The sequence below is a fragment of the Gordonia aurantiaca genome (assembly GCF_039939235.1).
GTDB lineage: Bacteria > Actinomycetota > Actinomycetes > Mycobacteriales > Mycobacteriaceae > Gordonia.
In genome coordinates this window covers 1-2,130 of sequence record NZ_JBDUUF010000031.1, presented here as the reverse complement: position 1 = coordinate 2,130, position 2,130 = coordinate 1, and the positions used below count along the sequence as shown (strand labels likewise).

The following is a 2,130-nucleotide window of genomic DNA, read 5'->3' as shown; positions in this document are numbered from 1 at the left end:
GGTTCGGTGGACCGGTGTGGGGGAGTTGGAGTATGTGGGGCGTGTTGATTTTCAGGTGAAGTTGCGTGGGCAGCGGATCGAGTTGGGGGAGATCGAGACCGTCCTCACCCAGGCACCAGGGGTGGTGTCGGCCGCGGTGCTCGTGCGCGACGACCGTCTCGTCGCCTACGTGGCGGGACCCGGCACATCCGAACCGGAGGGCGCGATCGCCGCGATCCGCGAACACGCGGCACGACGCCTCGCCCCGTACATGCTTCCCGATACGTACGTCGTCCTCGACGAGATGCCGCTCGGAACCTCCGGCAAGATCGATCGCAAGGCCCTTCCGGCGCCCGATCTCACTCCTCGTCTGGTGGTCCCCCCTGCGTCGGACACCGAACGCCGGATCGCCGACATCGTCGCGCAGGTTCTCGACCGTCCCGTCGAACAGGTGTCGGTGACCGACAACTTCTTCGAGATCGGCGGGCAATCGCTGTCCGCTACCCGCGTGTCCGCGCGAGTCGCGCACGCCTTCGGCGTGCCGTTCACCGTCCGGGAGCTCTTCGACACACCCTCGGTTCGCGCGATGGCAGGTTGGGTCGATGCCCGTCGTGGTGACCTCGCCGCGGCAACGGGCGAGCGGGACGCCGCGATGCCCGACCTCGGCGCGCTCCCGCGCCCGGCGCGGCCTCCGCTCTCGCCGGCGCAGGAGCGGATGTGGTTCATCAACCAGTTCGATCCGTCGTCGCCCGCCTACAACATCCCCTTCGCGCTGCGACTGACCGGGCGCGTCGACGTCGCCGCCCTGCGCACCGCACTGGCCGACGTGATCGAGCGCCACGAAGTGCTCCGCACCCGCTACCCGCAGGACCTCGACGGCCTGCCGTGGCAGGACATCCTCGCCGCCGACGAGGTGGGCGTCGACCTGTGGTGGCGGGACCGGGAGGTCGAGAACCTCCCGAACGTCGCCTTCGACGTCGCCCGCGATCTCCCGATCCGTGCCGGCGTGCTGACCCACGGCCCGACCGGCGAGCACATCCTCGTCGTCGTACTGCACCACATCGCAGCCGACGGCGAATCGATCCGTCCGCTGGTCGACGACCTGCTCACCGCCTACCGGGCCCGGACCTCCGGACACGAACCGCGGTGGGAACCGCTGCCCGTGCAGTATGCGGATGTCGCACTGTGGCAACGCCATACCCTCGGGGCGCTCGACGATCCGGACTCCGAACTCGGACGCCGGGCGCGATGGTGGGAGCAGCAACTCGCCGACCTGCCCGATGTGCTCGCCCTACCGACGGACCGGCCACGACCTCCGGTCGCCTCGCACCGCGGTCGTTCCGCCGACATCGAGATCCCCGACGATCTCGCCCCGATGATCGAGGACTTCGCGCACCGCCACGGCGTGACAGTCTTCATGGTGCTGCACGCGGCGGTCGCCGTCGTCCTGTCGCGCCTCGCCGCCACCACCGACATCCCGCTCGCCACTCCCGTCGCCGGCCGCGGCCGCGCGGAACTCGACCACCTCGTCGGCATGTTCGTCAACACCGTCGTCCTGCGTGCCCGGATCGATCCAGGCGCCGCCTTCGCCGAGGTGGTCGAGCAGATCCGCACCACCGACCTCGATGCCTTCGCCGCGTCCGACGTCCCGTTCGAGTACCTCGTCGACCGGCTCGCCCCGACCCGCAGCGAGGCCTTCGCCCCGCTCGCACAGGTGATGCTCACCCTCGAACAATCTCCGATCGGCGAGATCTCCGTCCCCGGCCTCACCGCCGCACCCGTCGACGCCGGAATTCCCGCCGCCCGATTCGACCTGATGATCGGCCTGTCGACCACGCACGACGAGACCGGCCGGCTCGCCGGACTCACCGGGCGGATCGTCTACGCCACCGACCTCTTCGACGACCGCACCGTCCGTCGGCTCGGCACCCAGATCGTGGACGTCCTGACCGCTGGGATGTCCGACGACCGAGTGATCGTCGGCGACATCGACCTCGCCGACGCCGGCGAGCGCGCCGCCATCGCCGAATGGTCGCGTGGTGAGGTTGTGGGTTTTGGTTGGGGTGGGTGTTCGGTGGGTTCGTTGGTGGCTGGGTGTGTGGGTGTGTCGTGGGGTTCGGTGGCGGTGTGGTGTGGGGATCGGGTGGTGTC

General features: G+C 69.7%; 1 protein-coding gene. It reads left to right on the top strand.

Annotated features, from left to right (window positions below):
• Window positions 1-55 precede the first annotated feature (55 nt).
• A partial coding sequence (locus ABFT43_RS22595; RefSeq protein WP_347962472.1) for a condensation domain-containing protein occupies window positions 56-2,130 on the top strand: 2,075 nt, incomplete at its 3' end.